Source organism: Candidatus Methanoperedens nitratireducens (assembly GCF_000685155.1).
In the GTDB taxonomy this organism is placed as follows: domain Archaea; phylum Halobacteriota; class Methanosarcinia; order Methanosarcinales; family Methanoperedenaceae; genus Methanoperedens; species Methanoperedens nitratireducens.
Window position 1 is genome coordinate 707,786 of record NZ_JMIY01000001.1, and the last position, 13,541, is coordinate 721,326.

At 45.4% G+C, this 13,541-nt stretch carries 16 protein-coding genes; 8 read left to right on the forward strand and 8 right to left on the reverse strand.

What is annotated here, in order from left to right; all coding sequences use genetic code 11:
* Positions 1-6: 6 nt before the first annotated feature.
* The 4 genes from ANME2D_RS03695 to pheS all read right to left on the reverse strand — a co-directional run bounded on the left by ANME2D_RS03695 (position 7) and on the right by pheS (position 3,653).
* Complete coding sequence (locus ANME2D_RS03695) at positions 7-384, reverse strand: P-II family nitrogen regulator (RefSeq protein WP_048089171.1); 378 nt, start codon at positions 382-384, stop codon at positions 7-9.
* A gap of 5 nt (positions 385-389) precedes the next feature.
* Entirely contained in the window at positions 390-707 is a 318-nt protein-coding gene (locus ANME2D_RS03700) for a P-II family nitrogen regulator (RefSeq protein ID WP_048089172.1), read from the reverse strand.
* 4 nt (positions 708-711) lie between these two features.
* Positions 712-1,536 carry a Ni-sirohydrochlorin a,c-diamide reductive cyclase ATP-dependent reductase subunit gene (gene cfbC, locus ANME2D_RS03705; protein WP_048089173.1) on the reverse strand — a complete coding sequence of 275 codons (825 nt, stop codon included), beginning with the start codon at positions 1,534-1,536 and terminating at the stop codon, positions 712-714.
* A 653-nt stretch (positions 1,537-2,189) separates the two neighbouring features.
* Positions 2,190-3,653: a phenylalanine--tRNA ligase subunit alpha gene (gene pheS / locus ANME2D_RS03710; protein WP_048089174.1), complete on the reverse strand. Its 1,464-nt coding sequence runs from the start codon at positions 3,651-3,653 to the stop codon at positions 2,190-2,192.
* A gap of 103 nt (positions 3,654-3,756) precedes the next feature.
* Between pheS and ANME2D_RS03715 the strand changes: the two genes are divergently transcribed.
* Complete coding sequence (locus ANME2D_RS03715; protein WP_048089175.1) at positions 3,757-4,023, forward strand: hypothetical protein; 267 nt, start codon at positions 3,757-3,759, stop codon at positions 4,021-4,023.
* Here the strand turns inward: ANME2D_RS03715 and ANME2D_RS03720 are convergent.
* Entirely contained in the window at positions 4,020-5,036 is a 1,017-nt protein-coding gene (locus tag ANME2D_RS03720) for an isocitrate/isopropylmalate dehydrogenase family protein (RefSeq protein WP_048089283.1), read from the reverse strand. The two genes, ANME2D_RS03715 and ANME2D_RS03720, sit on opposite strands and share 4 nt — an antisense overlap.
* Before the next feature lie 174 nt (positions 5,037-5,210).
* Here ANME2D_RS03720 and ANME2D_RS03725 point away from each other — a divergent pair, with 174 nt between their 5' ends.
* Positions 5,211-5,732 carry a 50S ribosomal protein L16 gene (locus ANME2D_RS03725; protein WP_048089176.1) on the forward strand — a complete coding sequence of 174 codons (522 nt, stop codon included), beginning with the start codon at positions 5,211-5,213 and terminating at the stop codon, positions 5,730-5,732.
* 5 nt (positions 5,733-5,737) lie between these two features.
* Complete coding sequence (locus ANME2D_RS03730; RefSeq protein ID WP_048089177.1) at positions 5,738-6,355, forward strand: translation initiation factor IF-2 subunit beta; 618 nt, start codon at positions 5,738-5,740, stop codon at positions 6,353-6,355.
* A 75-nt stretch (positions 6,356-6,430) separates the two neighbouring features.
* Here the strand turns inward: ANME2D_RS03730 and ANME2D_RS03735 are convergent, their stop codons facing one another.
* Positions 6,431-7,018, reverse strand: a complete 588-nt coding sequence (locus ANME2D_RS03735) for a molybdopterin-dependent oxidoreductase (protein ID WP_048089178.1) — start codon at positions 7,016-7,018, stop codon at positions 6,431-6,433.
* A gap of 117 nt (positions 7,019-7,135) precedes the next feature.
* Between ANME2D_RS03735 and ANME2D_RS03740 the strand changes: the two genes are divergently transcribed.
* Positions 7,136-8,350, forward strand: coding sequence for a TIGR00375 family protein (locus tag ANME2D_RS03740; protein WP_048089179.1), 1,215 nt, complete (start codon positions 7,136-7,138; stop codon positions 8,348-8,350).
* Between the two features lie 11 nt (positions 8,351-8,361).
* Here the strand turns inward: ANME2D_RS03740 and ANME2D_RS03745 are convergent, their stop codons facing one another.
* Both ANME2D_RS03745 and thsA read right to left on the reverse strand, forming a co-directional pair.
* On the reverse strand, positions 8,362-8,958 hold the full coding sequence (locus ANME2D_RS03745; RefSeq protein ID WP_048089180.1) for a TIGR00296 family protein: 597 nt from the start codon (positions 8,956-8,958) through the stop codon (positions 8,362-8,364).
* Positions 8,959-8,965: 7 nt separating this feature from the next.
* Complete coding sequence (gene thsA / locus ANME2D_RS03750) at positions 8,966-10,627, reverse strand: thermosome subunit alpha (protein ID WP_048089181.1); 1,662 nt, start codon at positions 10,625-10,627, stop codon at positions 8,966-8,968.
* A gap of 83 nt (positions 10,628-10,710) precedes the next feature.
* On the opposite strand from thsA, the gene pyrE reads away from it, so the two are divergent.
* The 4 genes from pyrE to ANME2D_RS03770 all read left to right on the forward strand — a co-directional run bounded on the left by pyrE (position 10,711) and on the right by ANME2D_RS03770 (position 13,380).
* Entirely contained in the window at positions 10,711-11,412 is a 702-nt protein-coding gene (gene pyrE / locus ANME2D_RS03755) for an orotate phosphoribosyltransferase (RefSeq protein ID WP_198527340.1), read from the forward strand.
* 177 nt (positions 11,413-11,589) lie between these two features.
* Positions 11,590-12,156, forward strand: a complete 567-nt coding sequence (locus ANME2D_RS03760; protein WP_048089182.1) for a TATA-box-binding protein — start codon at positions 11,590-11,592, stop codon at positions 12,154-12,156.
* Positions 12,157-12,212: 56 nt separating this feature from the next.
* Entirely contained in the window at positions 12,213-13,034 is an 822-nt protein-coding gene (gene hisF / locus ANME2D_RS03765; protein WP_048089285.1) for an imidazole glycerol phosphate synthase subunit HisF, read from the forward strand.
* 109 nt (positions 13,035-13,143) lie between these two features.
* Positions 13,144-13,380 (forward strand): hypothetical protein, encoded by a 237-nt coding sequence (locus ANME2D_RS03770; protein WP_048089183.1) that lies wholly within the window; start codon positions 13,144-13,146, stop codon positions 13,378-13,380.
* Positions 13,381-13,541 lie beyond the last annotated feature (161 nt).

Genomic DNA, 13,541 nt, shown 5'->3' on the forward strand with positions numbered 1-13,541 from the left:
CTCCTTTTACTTCAATGCCAGCTCTCCATTTTCTCCTGTTCTCACCCTTATAGCGTCATCAACAGGGCACACGAATATCTTTCCATCTCCTGCATGCCCTGTCTGGTTTGTCCTTATTATGGTCTCAACAACCTTCGAGACATCGTCATCCTCAACCACTGTATATATCATCCTCTTTGGTATGAGGCGAAGACTCGCACCTGTATTGCGCTCTTCCATCCTGGTGAGTGCAGGATCAAGTTCATAATTCCAGCCAGGCAGGCCCTTCTGCTTGCCTCGTCCTTCCACGCTTACCATCGTGAGTGCAGGGATCCCGATCCCCAGGAGCCCTGCCTTGGTCGCCTGTGTGTTGTGGCGGCGTATGATTGCGATTACTTCCTTCATGGTCCTCACAACCCGGCCTCGCCTGTCCTCACAGTGTACGCCTCAAGCACATCGGTCACGAACATCTTGCCGTCACCTATGTTCCCTGTCCTTGCACTGTTCTGGATGATGTTCACAGCCCTCTCTACATCGCCATCCTCGACTACAAGCATAAGCATGACCTTGGCGATCTCATCATAGCACACAGTCCCTACCCTGATCCCCTTCTGCTTACCTCTTCCGAACACGTTCATCTTCGTTAAGGATACAAAGCCTTCTTTCTCCAGGTTCTCCACGATCTTCTCCTCTTTGTTTGGCCTGATTATTGCCCGAATCATCTTCATGTTCTCACCTCTCGATAATACCGAATTCAACCATCATATCCTCAAGCTCCTGCATAGTCATTGGTTCCGGGATCACGAAATTCCTGTTCTCGATTATGTTCCTGGCAAGGCTCCTGTACACTTCTGCCTGGCTGCTATCCGGCGCAAAATCGATCACGGTCTTCCTGTTGATCTCTGCCCTCTGGACGATGTTATCGCGGGGAATGAACTGTATCATCTGTGAGCCTATCTTTTTTGAGAACTCCAGGAGAAGTTCTTTCTCATTGTCCACGTTGCGGGAGTTGCATATGATGCCGCCAAGGCGCGCATCGCCGCTCTCTGCGAACTTTACTATGCCCTTGCAGATATTGTTGGCTGCATATAGAGCCATGAGTTCCCCGCTTGCAACAATGTAGATCTCCTTTGCATAGCCTTCCCGTATAGGCATGGCAAAGCCGCCGCACACGACATCCCCGAGAACATCGTAGAATATGAAATCAAAGTTCTCGTTGTATGCCCCAAGCTCTTCAAGCAGCTTTATTGCCGTGATTACGCCCCGTCCTGCACAGCCAACGCCAGGCTCAGGGCCGCCTGCCTCAACGCATTTTATTCCACCAAAACCTGTGTGCCTCACAGCGTCCAGCTTCACACCGCCTGAGCCGTTATCCCGCATGGTATCAAGCACTGTAGCCTGGGCTTTTCCTCCAAGCAGCATTCTTGTTGAGTCTGCCTTTGGATCACAGCCGATCTGCATCACACGCTTGCTAAGCGAAGCAAGTGCAGCAGTAAGATTCTGGGTTGTTGTGGACTTACCGATTCCACCTTTTCCATATATTGCTATCTGTCGCATATTTCCTCCTATCTACTATACGGAAGTAGGTAACCTATTTCTTAGTTAATGCTATTTAAGTATTTTCAGGATAAAAATATGTACTCTGTAAGCTCAGACCATGTGGAGAAAATCCAATAATTAGACGGTATATTAGTGGCAATTTTTTCTGAAGCCACTGAGACACAGAGAACACAGAGGTTACAATCAGGATTTCTTAACTATGTTTATCATAATAATGTCTCTCTGCAGCTCACTTATATTAAATCGTACAAGTTCAATTAATATAAACAGGTCATGATTTGCAGGATACTACCTAATCCTGTTATCCCGTTTAATTATTGGATGGGCTCACTCGGCGGCAATTGTTTTTATATAGGCCATGAAATTTAGGACGCTACCGATTTTTAACCCTTTGAGTACAACTTGGAGAATAGGACACGGATGACACGTATCAGACGGATTTTCACGGATACTTTTAATCCGTGGGTATCCGTGCCATCCGTGCAATCTGTGTTCTATCGCATTTCTCCTACCAGGCATGTATGGATTCTTATACTGTCTAATTGCTTATGTAAAAGACTATAATCTGAAAAATTGGAATTATTGGATGGGTTCGACCATGTGAAAATCCTTAAAAATGAGTGGTTGGAATCTGTCTTAGAATCAGTTATCTATAATACCGTGCTCTTCCTCAGCCAGTCGATATCGCTCTTGTATAGCTCGCGAAGGTCCCGAAGCCCAAGGCGCAGCATTGCCACCCGGCTTACTCCAAGTCCCCAGGCCAGTACAGGATGTTTGATACCGAGGGGTAAGGTGACCTCTTTTCTGAATACACCCGCTCCTCCAAGTTCGATCCATTTACCCATGCTCTCTATATAGACCTCAGGTTCAACGCTGGGCTCTGTGTAAGGGAAATATCCCGGTCTGAAGCGGACATTCTCAAAACCCATCCTGTGATAGAACTCCGTCAGGCAGCCGAGCAGATTTTTGAAACTCACGCCCCTGTCCATCACCACACCTTCAAGCTGTTCGAACTCAGGCGTGTGTGTCGGATCGATGGCCTCGCGCCTGTATGCCCTGTCGATACAGAAGGCTTTAACAGGCGGATCAGGATGCTCTGCAAGGTATTTTATCGTGATCGCTGTGGTATGGGTCCTGAGCACCTGTTTCCGTGCGACTTCTTCGCTCCACTTACCTCCCCAGCCTATTGATATGCCTCCGCCTATTTCATGCATAGCTTTTACAGGCTTTATATACTTATCAGGCAGGTCACATTCGGTATCAAGGTGGAAGGTATCCTGCATTTCCCTTGCAGGGTGGTCCTGAGGCTGGAAGAGTGCATCGAAGTTCCAGAACGAGCTCTGGACGATATCGCCTTTTATCTCTGTGAACCCCATATCAAGGAAGATCTGGCGCATCTCGTTGATGAGCCGCTGGTATGGATGTATCTTTGCTCCATAGACCGGTTTTACAGGCGTATGGATATTGTAGGGCCGAAATCTTGCAGTTCTCCATGCACCGCTTTTGATAATGGTGGGCGTGAGCTGCGCTATTTCCTCCTCTATGATTAACCCTGCTGATGCAAGGGTCTTTCCTCTATCAGTGATTGCTATAGTGCGGGCTTTTTTCTCTGCTTTCTCAACCAGGTTCCTTTTTATTAAATCCCTGACCGCGTCTTTGACTTCTGAAGATGGACCTATTTTGAGCTTTGCAAGTATTTTCTCATCTTCCCCGATCTCTGCTTTTCCAGAGGGGATTACCTTATCCCCTTCTATCCTTGCCCAGTTTTTCCTGCGAAGCCAGCCCAGGGCGATCCCTACCATCCGGGGCGGGAATTTATTTTTTAATTCGGGAAGTGAGACAGGTGCTGTGAGCGAGCTGATTATCTGGCGCTCAGGCAGACCACTCTGTGCGTACTGTTCGCCCTCTTCTGTGAGCGTGAATATATCGGTGATTTCCTCTTTAACCTCACAGAGACCTTTTTCATAAAGAGTAAAGGCCGATTGCATTGCAGCTTCAACGCTCAGTTCTGATGCTGCGGCAAGCTCATCAGGTGAAAATCTGTCTTTTGTAGTAAGAGCCTGTAGAGCACGTTTCTCGTTACTGGTGAGGTTAAATTCTTTCAAGAGCGTCATAAACGGTATTACAATGTACAGCACGATATTTAATCATTTGTGCAAATTTAAGACCGGAATCATTTATTAACCGATATCACCATTAGATATTTAGGGAAAAGTTATGGAAGCTGTTTATTTCTTTGAGGATAAGGCAGGTAAAGATGTCGTAAAAGCGTTAAAAGAGGATCAATTTAAGCACATAGGTTATATTATCAGGGAGTGCAATCTCCTGGGGTCTGAGCGCAAAGGCTATTTTCTGTATCTGAATGCCAATTCAGAGGAGATCGATCGCGCAGAGAGGAAACTTGAGGGCCTGGGTCTTGAGAAAATCCTGGGCTCTGAGATGAAAGCGGTAGCCGATACAATCAGGACAGGACGTGTTGGTTAAGCTATCTTGCTGATTATGGCATCAACCATCTCACTTGATTTTGCATGGCCTCCAAGGTCATAGGTCACATATTCGCCCTCAGATATCACTCTCTCTGTCGCTTCAAAGATAGCTTTTGAATTCTCGCGCTCCCCCAGGTAGTCAAGCAGCCACGCGCCTGCAAGCACGGTAGCCACAGGGTTTACTTTATCCTGTCCTGCATATTTAGGCGCTGAGCCATGTGCAGGTTCGAACATAGCATAATTATCCCCTATATTTGCCGAGTAGATGAGGCCTATGCTGCCGACCAGAGCAGAGCACTCCTCGCTTAAGATGTCCATGAAAAGATTGGTGGATAAGAGGATTTTCTGGTTGAATATCTGGGGATTCTTTATCAACTGCTGTGCGATATTATCGATATGGTATTCTTCAACCTCAATGCCTGGATAATCCTGGCTTATTCTCTTAATCTCCTCAAGGAACGTGCCGCATGTCTGCTTGAGTATATTGCTCTTGTGGATTGCCACAACGCTCTTCCATCCGTGACGCATGGCTTCCTCAAAGGCATAGCGGGCAACATCACGGCATGCAGGCCGGGTGATCTTCCTTATGGCGATAAAAACATCATCTGTCAACTGGATTTCCTTGCCGAAGTACAACCCCTCTGTACCCTCTCTTACGCATACAAAATCAACATCGCCAAGTGGTTTCTGGGTGTTTGGGAATGATTTTATCGGCCTGACATTGGCATAGAGATTGAACTTTTGCCTGATAGAGACAGCCACGCTTCTGGGAGAGCCTGCACCCCCCGGCGTTGTTGTCGGACCTTTAAAACCTGCATCGGTATTGCTCAGTATGTCCCATGTCTCATCAGGGATAAGCGAATCTCCACCGTGTTTTTCCCAGTATTCTGCTCCTGCTTCGCACATTATAAACTCGATATTCGTACCTGCTGCTTCAGTGACCCGTAGCATGCTGTTAACGAGCTCCGGACCTACTCCATCGCCTTTTATGACTGCTGCTTTTTTGCTCATTGTTATCTCTCTTTTTGCTTCCTCATAGATCAAAGTCTGTATTAAGTTTATCCAGAAAGCATGATTGAGCCAGAATCATATTTCAATAAAGCTTATAAGCTCAAAAGTCGTCTGGAAATAGAATCGTGTAATACGTTTTTTATACGCATATACCAATTATTGGAGGATTACTCAATGGCAAGAAAACCAGCAAGAATGTACAGGAACATTACCCGGCGCTCATATACAAGGCGAGAGTACATGGGAGGTGTACCTGGAAGCAAAATCGTAACCTATGATATGGGAAACTTAAAAGACGAGTTTCCGGTACAGATATCCATAACAGCAAAAGAGGCATGTCAGATCCGGCACAGTGCTCTTGAATCTGCGCGTATTGCAGCAAACAGAATCCTGCTTGATAGTATCGGACAGACCGGTTATCATCTGAAGATCAGGGTATTTCCGCACGAGGTCCTGCGGGAGAACAAACAGGCAACCGGAGCGGGTGCTGACAGGGTCTCCCAGGGAATGCGCCAGGCATTTGGTAAGGCTGTAAGCACTGCAGCCAGGGTAGATGCGGGTCAGAAGATCATGACGTTATCAATAAATCCCGGTAATTTTAAACAGGCGAAGGAATCACTAATAGCTGCAGGGCATAAACTGCCCACTCCTATCAGGCTGATCATAGAAAAAGGCCAGGAACTGGTTTTGACTTGAGTACCATGAACGATTATCTGGCAAGTCTGGACAGGGCACTGGCTAAACTACCTGAAATCAAAGGTTCCGGGGAGCGTTTCGTAGTCCCGGAGCCAAAGTTGCTCACCGAAGGGAAGACAACTGTACTGGAAAATTTTGCTGCCATAGCTGATAGATTAAACCGTGAGCCTGAACACATATTCAAGTTCCTTTTACGTGAACTTGGTACTGCAGGTAAACTTGAAGGCTCAAGGGCGGTATTTCAGGGAAGGTTTACCTCAGGCGTTGTTTCAGAACTTATTGATGCATATATTAAGGAATACGTAACGTGCTCTGAGTGCGGACGCCCTGATACGCATCTAATAAAAATCGACAGGATCCTGACACTGCGGTGCGATGCATGCGGTGCCCACAGACCTGTCACGAAGCGACAGATAGCCGTTATCGTAAAGGAAGAAGCACTGGTAGAGGGTGAAACCTACGAGGTTATGATAAATGCGGTCGGGAGAAAAGGAGATGGTATTGCTAAAAAGGATAAATACACTATTTATGTACCAGGTGTAGTTAAAGGGGATATAGTTAAAGCAAAGATCAAAAAGATTTCCGGAAATCTGGCGTTTGCCGAATTGATCGAAAAGAAATGATAAATAATTTATTATTTATTTCTGGTTTTTTTTCTTAAACTACCAGGGTAGCGTTTTGTAGCCAATCTTCTGTGTTCAGGCGAGCGTTATCCTGTTAACGCATTTTATATTCTTATATCCAAACAAACCTGGCATCACAAGTCGCAGGGGTATGCCCTGTTCTTCTGGCAGAAGTTCATCATTCAACATGTAAGCAAGCATGACGCAGGGTCCGAGGACTTCTTGTATCGGGAGACTGTCACTATATATGCCGTTTGCTGAGTAGAATGTTACAAACCCTGCGTCCGGCTTGATTCCTGCCATATCGAACAGGATTTTTAGCCTTACACCCCTCCATCTGATATCTCTCCATCCTTCTGCGCAGTGAGAATCAGTGCTCTGTTCTTTACTTTCAAGTTCCAAAAATCCATTGTAGCTGATAGCAAGGGGAGTATTTACAAGACCGTCAACTGTTAGTTTCCAGGTATCCCGGTCAAAAGAAGGCGTTCGTTTGATATTCCGTATATTCCGTATACGGATGCGATTAATTATCCTCATCCCTTTCTGTTTTAGCATGTTGATACCTGCAAGTATTATACCTAAAAAGATACCAAGCCATATCAAAAATTTCCTGCGGTTAATCAGCTTTATCTTCAGGGCAAATTTTGGCTCTCTCTCCTTCACTTAAATCCCTGATTCTTATGTTGGCATCGATAGAGTAAATACCTGTCTCTTAACCCGGAACCATGACTGGATAATGTAAACACAATCGCTATATGCTTTACGGTTCATTAGCCCATCATGCAGGTAAACGCAGATCTCCATATTCATTCAAAATACAGTGCGGCAACCTCAACAAAGATGGATCTTCCTACTCTTGCCGCAGAATCAAGAAAAAAAGGGATACAGCTTGTGGCTACGGGCGACTGCCTGCATCCAGAATGGTTAGCCCAGATAAAAAAGCTAAAAGAAGAAAACGGGATCTTCAAATTAAATGATACCAGTTTTATCCTCACGACCGAGGTAGAGGATATAAATCAGGTTCATCATCTTCTGATTGTTCCTTCCATATCAAAGGCTGAGGAATTATATGAATTCATGAGACCAAGATCGAATAATATCGATTCTGACGGCAGGCCGAATATCAGGCTAAGCGGTGAGATGATTGCCCGTGCTGCCATGGATGCGGGAGCACTTATCGGCCCTGCACATGCTTTTACCCCGTGGACCGCGATGTATGCATACCACAATTCGCTCAGGGATTGCTATGGGGATCTGGCAGAGTATATCTATTTTATTGAACTGGGTTTGAGCGCGGATACATCATATGCAGACAGGATCCCGGAGCTTCGATGCCTTACTTTCCTCTCAAACTCGGATGCACATTCCCCGTATGTGAATAAACTTGCGCGGGAGTTTAACCGCTTTGAGATGAACGATATCACTTTTGATGAGTTAAGGATGGCGATAATCAGGGAGAGAGGAAGAAAGCCGATTCTCAATGTGGGTTTGCCTCCTGAGGAGGGAAAGTATAATGAGAGCGCATGCATCCGATGCTATAAGCATTACACTCTTCAAGAGAGCATAACCAGAGCCTGGAGATGCTCATGCGGCGGGGTGATCAAAAAAGGCGTAAGGGATAGGGTCAATGAACTGGCATCATATGATAAGCCCCGGCACCCGTCCCACAGACCTAGATATCTTCATCTCATACCATTATCAGAGATCATCGCAATGGCACTGGGAATGGGAGTTAATACAAAGAGTGTCCAGGGAGTATGGAATATCCTCATAGAACGATTTGGATCTGAAGTGGCGGTACTTGTTGATGCCGATATTAGAGGATCAGGAGTCGATAATCGCGTTATAGATGCAATAATTGCTCTCAGGGAAGGGAAAGTGACAGTACATCCTGGCGGCGGGGGACAGTATGGACGCATAGAGTTAACCGACACTGAGCCCTGTGCTCGTAACGAGCCTGGGCCCCAGAAATCGCTGTTTGAATTTGTGCTGTAATAAATTCAGAGCTATAATACTCTCTCCATGATCTCTCCGCCAGGCTCTATCTCTTCGAATATTTGCCCTTTGAAGGAATACACCTGTACGCCATTAAGCCATGCATCCGGCATGAGCCCTGCCTTCATGCATGTCTGGCATAAAAATTCAGTACTATCAAATCCATGTTCTACAGCTACCTGCGGAAGCAGCAGTCCCTGTCGGAGGCCTTCTGATACCATCAATCCATCCCTTCCTATTACGATATTCTCTGGTAGATCCTCAGGTCTTGCGTTAATGAGCTTCAGAGCAGTGAGTACTGTAACCTCGATAATCAGGTCATCGATCTCTTCTGGTTTAACAGGGTAAAACCTCGGGTCATCCCTGGCCGCATTGATAGCAGATACTATTATCGCTTCCCCAAGAGGCATCACAGGATAAGGCCTTCCTATGCAGCCTCTGAGTTCTTTTAGGTTCTTTTCCTTATTCAATGTAACAAAAACACCGCGACTTTCGCTAAATACACCGGGCAGGTTATCAGGCCTGGTTTTTATTCCATTTTTTATACAGCCCTCTATAGCTCTCCTGGCAAGGCATACTGCAAACTCTCCTTCTGATTTTGTAAGCATGATTACTTTACATCATCATGCCTGGAGGCATGCCTCCCATGCCGCCCATACCGCAACCGCCCGGGCCGCACTCCCCTCCATGCTCCATGCCGCCTGTTGCAGCAAGCACATCATCAATCCTCAGTATCATGATAGCTGCCTCGGTAGCAGAGTTTATGGCCTGTATCTTAACACGCAGGGGTTCAATAACACCGTTTTCCCACATATCCTCTACTTCTCCTGTGAACACGTTCAGCCCGCCATCCTTCTTTCCTTTCTCATGCTGGCTTCTAAGCTCTACCAGCATATCGATGGGATCAAGACCTGCATTCTCAGCAAGGGTTTTCGGAATAACCTCAAGCGCCTGCGCAAACTTTATAACAGCAAGCTGTTCCCTGCCTTTAAGTGTCGAAGCGTACTCATTTAATCGCAATGCCAGCTCAATCTCAGGTGAGCCAGCACCTGAAACGAGTGTTTCATCTTCAATTGCCACTCCGACTGCTCTTAAGGCATCTTCAAGAGCCCGCTCAGTGCTGTCCAGTACATGCTCTGTTCCGCCACGGATCAGGATTGATACTGCCCTGGGATTGCTGCACTCTTTGATATAGAGCATCTTATCCTCACCATGTCCTCTGAGTTCTACAAGCCCTGCACTTCCTATATCCGATGCCTCAAAATCATCAACACTTGTGATTAGATTAGCCCCTGTGGCTCTTGCCACTCTCTCGATATCCTTTTTCTCAACACGTTCAATTGCAAGAATACCTGCTTTTGCCAGGAAATGCTGGGCGATATCATCGATACCAAGCTGGCAGAGCACAACATTCGCTCCCGCAGTCTCAATCCGGTTCACGATATCCCGAACGATCTGCTCTTCCTGGTCAAGGTAATGTGCAAGCTCACCTGGTGTTGAGATCTTAATCTCTGCATCAAGTTCCATCTTGCTAAATTCTATGGGCCGTGTGATAAGGGCAATTTTCGCATCTGTAACCCTGTCCTGCATCTGATGGTGTGCCTTATTCTTATCAAGAACAATGCCTCTGATTAACTCACTACCCTCTACACTACGGCCGACTTTTTTCTCTATTTTTATATTATCGATATCAACTGATTTCTTACCATCTTCCTCATCCACTATAGACCTGATCGCCTCAACTACGATCCCTGCGAGTTTTTCCTTTAAGCCCTCTGCACCTTTTCCGGTCATTGCTGTTTTTGCAATGTTAAGCAGGGCAGCAGTATCATTCTCAGTAATAGTATATGTGATATCCCCCAGGAACTCAACTGCCTTCTCAGCAGCTATCCTGTAGCCAGCCACGATAACCGTGGGGTGTACATCCTGCTCCAGTAGCTCCTCTGCGCGTACAAGCAATTCTCCTGTGAGCACTGCAGCCGTGGTCGTTCCGTCCCCAACTTCATCATCCTGGGTCTTTGCCACCTCGACAAGCATCTTTGCAGCAGGATGTTCAATATCCATTTCCCTCAGGATGGTAACGCCGTCATTTGTGATTGTGATATCACCGCCGCCAACAAGCATCTTATCCATGCCTTTTGGCCCCAGTGTAGTCCTTATAGCTGCAGCAACCGCTTTTGCTGCTATGATATTATTGCTCCGTGCTTCTCTTCCGCGTATTCTTTCTGTACCTTCTTTCAAAATTATAATAGGTTGTCCTCCAAGTTGTGCTGCCATAAATATCATCCTCCAGTTTATAATTTTTAATTATCACTGATTATATAAACGTTTAAGGATTATATAATTAGTGCCTTAGCATTTTGGCAAAACAATGTTTGAGGTTCTATATAATAATAACGGTTGAAGGATTAAGAGAGTTTTTATTAATTGGTATTATGAATATAGACAATACTCTATCTAGATTAAGGCAATTCAAAAGTGTACAGAATAACAACGGAGAGTTAAAAATGCCACTAAAAGACAATACTAAATTACAATCATTGATTAAAGAAAAAGCTCTTATTATAGAAGATAATGGCCAATTTGAGCTTGCTTCTGGAGATAAAAGTAATTATTTCTTCGATATGAAATTAGTTTCAATGGATCCCGAAGGCTCTGAATTAATTGCGAACGCTATACTTGAGTTGTTAAAAAATGAGGATGTAGATTATATAGGTGGGCTGGAATCTGGTGCAATCCCTATCGCTACCGTGGTTGCAAATAAAAGTCTTCAGATTAAGAAACCAATTCCTGCTTTTTTTGTGAGGAAAACACCGAAAGAAAGAGGAACTAAAAAAATGATCGAGGGAAATCTAACAGAAAATTCAAAAGTGGTCCTTGTAGAAGATGTTACAACAAAAGGAGAGTCTGTTATACTCGCAGTCAGGAGAGTTCGTGAGTTAAATTGTCGTGTTGATAAAGTCATAACAATAGTTGACAGACTCGCTGGTGCAAAAGAGAATTTAGAAAAAGAAAATATCGAACTGGTATCTATATTTACTAAAAACGATTTTAACTTATAACTGATGGTACGAATCAATTACCAAGTTTCACCAGCTCCCGGTTTAATGCTCTGGTGAGGCTCTGCCATCATTTACCTGAGAGATATTATATATTTCTGAATGTTTATATAAATAGTTTATAATTATATATGCGAACGTATTTAAAGCTTTAAATACCCTATATAAAGGGTGATGACTATGACAAAGGCTGAAGAAGCTAAAAAATCTATAAAAATAGAAAACGTGGTTGCGTCGACAGGGATTGGAACAAAGCTTGATCTTAATCAGGTTATCAGCATCCTTGAAGGGGCGGACTATAACAAAGAGAGGTTCCCCGGAGTAGTGTACAGAACCGCGGCACCAAAAACAGCGGCGCTCATTTTCGGAAGCGGAAAGATCGTCTGTACTGGAGCAAAAAGTATCGAGGATGTAAGCAGCGGTCTTACCAAGGTTTTTGAAAAATTAAAGGCAACCGGTATTAATATCCCGGAAAAACCTGAGATAACGATACAGAATATCGTGGCTTCTGCTGATCTTGGGACGGTGCTGAATCTCAATGCCATAGCCATAGGTCTTGGGCTTGAGAATATCGAGTACGAGCCTGAGCAGTTCCCTGGCCTTGTGTATCGATTATCCCAGCCAAAGGTGGTTATGCTGCTGTTCGGTTCAGGAAAACTAGTAGTTACGGGTGGAAAGAGACCTGAGGATGCCGAGGCGGCTGTTGAGAAGATCGTGGAAGAACTTGACGGACTGGGGCTGCTGTAGCCCTATTTTTTTCTTTTCCCAAAACTATTTCACTGCATAGTAACTAAATGCAGGCAATGCTCACTAAACGTATCATTCCATGCCTTGATGTGACCCTTGACAAAATAGGAGGATGCGTGGTCAAAGGAATTGAGTTCGTCCATCTAAGAGAAGCTGGCGACCCGGTACATCTCGCAAAGAGGTACAACGAGCAGGGGGCAGATGAACTTGTCTTTCTGGATATCACGGCATCCCATGAGCGAAGAGGAACAATGATCGATGTGATAGAGAGGACGGCAGACGAGGTGTTTATTCCCCTTACAGTCGGGGGCGGGATAAGCAGCACGGATGCCATACGGAATATCCTGCGTGCAGGGGCAGATAAAGTCTCAATCAATACCGCAGCAGTGAAAAATCCAGAATTTATAAAGGAATCCTCAGAGATATTCGGCTCACAGTGCATTGTCACAGCAATCGATTGCAGACGCAATCTTAATATTAAAGATAATAAGGATAAGACAATTATCGAGCTTGAGGATGGGACCGAGGCATGGTATGAGGTTGTGATCTTTGGCGGCAGGACACCTACAGGTCTTGATACTGTGCAGTGGGCACAAAAGGTAGAAGAACTGGGCTCAGGTGAGATATTGCTTACCAGTATGGATAGGGACGGAACAAAGGATGGCTACGACCTCCCTATAACCCGCACTCTATCAGAGATGCTGGATATCCCTATAATAGCCTCGGGAGGGGCAGGGAATATCGAGCATATGTATGATGTATTTACCAGAGGCAAGGCAGATGCCGCGCTCGCTGCAAGTATCTTCCATTTCGGGGAATACACGATCGAAGAGACAAAGGAGTACCTGAAGAAAAAGGGTGTGGCTGCCAGGGTATAAACACTTCCAGGCAAATGGGTGTCTGGCTACTTCCTTTCACCTGAATCCTTTGGCCGCACATTAAAATATCATCTATCTTTAACCATTTTTCCTCTTTCTGCGATAATCCATGACGATAAGCAGAATAACCACAAACAGGCATCCCATAAGGAAAAGCAGCCCGGGATGCGCAGTAATCGTGTTCGCTAAGTTTGTTAAGATATCTGGTGCTGCCTGGCTTGCTGCACCGTTATCCAGCACTGAAGGCTGTATAGAGACAGGCGTCGCAGTAGCATTAGCACTCCAGGCACCTACCGGCTCTGGCGCAGGAACGGTTGGCGTTGAGGTTGCAGCTGGTATGGATTGAATTTCGGCTGTTGGCACTGGAGTGGGAACTATGCTACCGACGTCTCCGCCTTTTGTGGTTTCATTAACTATTCTAACAGGCGTAGGTACGATGGCTGGCCTTTACCAGATAAACTTACAACAAAATTTTTATTAAGTCGAGTAGTAAGCTTTATTGAATTT

Bases quoted from the DNA above. Each gene is read 5' to 3' on its own strand.
- ANME2D_RS03695 (WP_048089171.1), bottom strand. From the start codon at position 384: ATGAAGGAAGTAATCGCAATCATACGCCGCCACAACACACAGGCGACC.
- ANME2D_RS03700 (WP_048089172.1), bottom strand. From the start codon at position 707: ATGAAGATGATTCGGGCAATAATCAGGCCAAACAAAGAGGAGAAGATC.
- cfbC (WP_048089173.1), bottom strand. From the start codon at position 1,536: ATGCGACAGATAGCAATATATGGAAAAGGTGGAATCGGTAAGTCCACA.
- pheS (WP_048089174.1), bottom strand. From the start codon at position 3,653: ATGACGCTCTTGAAAGAATTTAACCTCACCAGTAACGAGAAACGTGCT.
- ANME2D_RS03715 (WP_048089175.1), top strand. From the start codon at position 3,757: ATGGAAGCTGTTTATTTCTTTGAGGATAAGGCAGGTAAAGATGTCGTA.
- ANME2D_RS03720 (WP_048089283.1), bottom strand. From the start codon at position 5,036: ATGAGCAAAAAAGCAGCAGTCATAAAAGGCGATGGAGTAGGTCCGGAG.
- ANME2D_RS03725 (WP_048089176.1), top strand. From the start codon at position 5,211: ATGGCAAGAAAACCAGCAAGAATGTACAGGAACATTACCCGGCGCTCA.
- ANME2D_RS03730 (WP_048089177.1), top strand. From the start codon at position 5,738: ATGAACGATTATCTGGCAAGTCTGGACAGGGCACTGGCTAAACTACCT.
- ANME2D_RS03740 (WP_048089179.1), top strand. From the start codon at position 7,136: ATGCAGGTAAACGCAGATCTCCATATTCATTCAAAATACAGTGCGGCA.
- ANME2D_RS03745 (WP_048089180.1), bottom strand. From the start codon at position 8,958: ATGCTTACAAAATCAGAAGGAGAGTTTGCAGTATGCCTTGCCAGGAGA.
- thsA (WP_048089181.1), bottom strand. From the start codon at position 10,627: ATGGCAGCACAACTTGGAGGACAACCTATTATAATTTTGAAAGAAGGT.
- ANME2D_RS03760 (WP_048089182.1), top strand. From the start codon at position 11,590: ATGACAAAGGCTGAAGAAGCTAAAAAATCTATAAAAATAGAAAACGTG.
- hisF (WP_048089285.1), top strand. From the start codon at position 12,213: ATGCTCACTAAACGTATCATTCCATGCCTTGATGTGACCCTTGACAAA.
- ANME2D_RS03770 (WP_048089183.1), top strand. From the start codon at position 13,144: ATGACGATAAGCAGAATAACCACAAACAGGCATCCCATAAGGAAAAGC.